The organism is Psychrobacter sp. 1Y4, from assembly GCF_051847555.1.
In genome coordinates this window covers 1-501 of the sequence record NZ_JBPYDE010001235.1, presented here as the reverse complement: position 1 = coordinate 501, position 501 = coordinate 1, and the positions used below count along the sequence as shown (strand labels likewise).

Genomic DNA, 501 nt, shown 5'->3' with positions numbered 1-501 from the left:
CTTCAGTATTGTTACTTTATTGTAATGAAAATATAATCACTATACTAGCATTATCGATATATTAAATCTGCTTAAAGAGACATATTGTGTGTGAAACCAAACGTTTAGAAGATATTTTAAAAATAATTTAATGGCATTAAAAAAGCCAGCGTACCATTATCAGCGTACACTGGCTTTTTTTCATTATTAAGCCTTAGCAAAAGACTTACTCAGGTTATTAAGTACGGGTTGTGAGCCATCAGTTGTTTATCGTCGTTAAGGTTTGCTCAAACTCCAAGCGACCGATTTCGCCCACTTGCTGATTAACCAATTGACCACCTTGATAATAAAGTAATGCTGGCGGACCAAACAGCTTGTAGCGTGACAAAATGGCTTTGGAATCTTCTGTAGTATCCGTGATATCGAGTCTCACCAATTGCCAGTCTTGCATCTGTGCTGGGCGATTATGAAATAAGTTTTTATCCATGATACGGCACTCAACACACCAATCTGCTGTCAAAT

Annotated in this window: 1 protein-coding gene; it reads right to left on the bottom strand. The window is 36.9% G+C overall.

The genetic code is table 11. The features are described 5' to 3' along the window. Positions 1 to 238 precede the first annotated feature (238 nt). Positions 239 to 501: thioredoxin domain-containing protein (locus ACS8FC_RS21310; RefSeq protein WP_439298243.1), on the bottom strand; the 263-nt coding region annotated here is incomplete at its 5' end.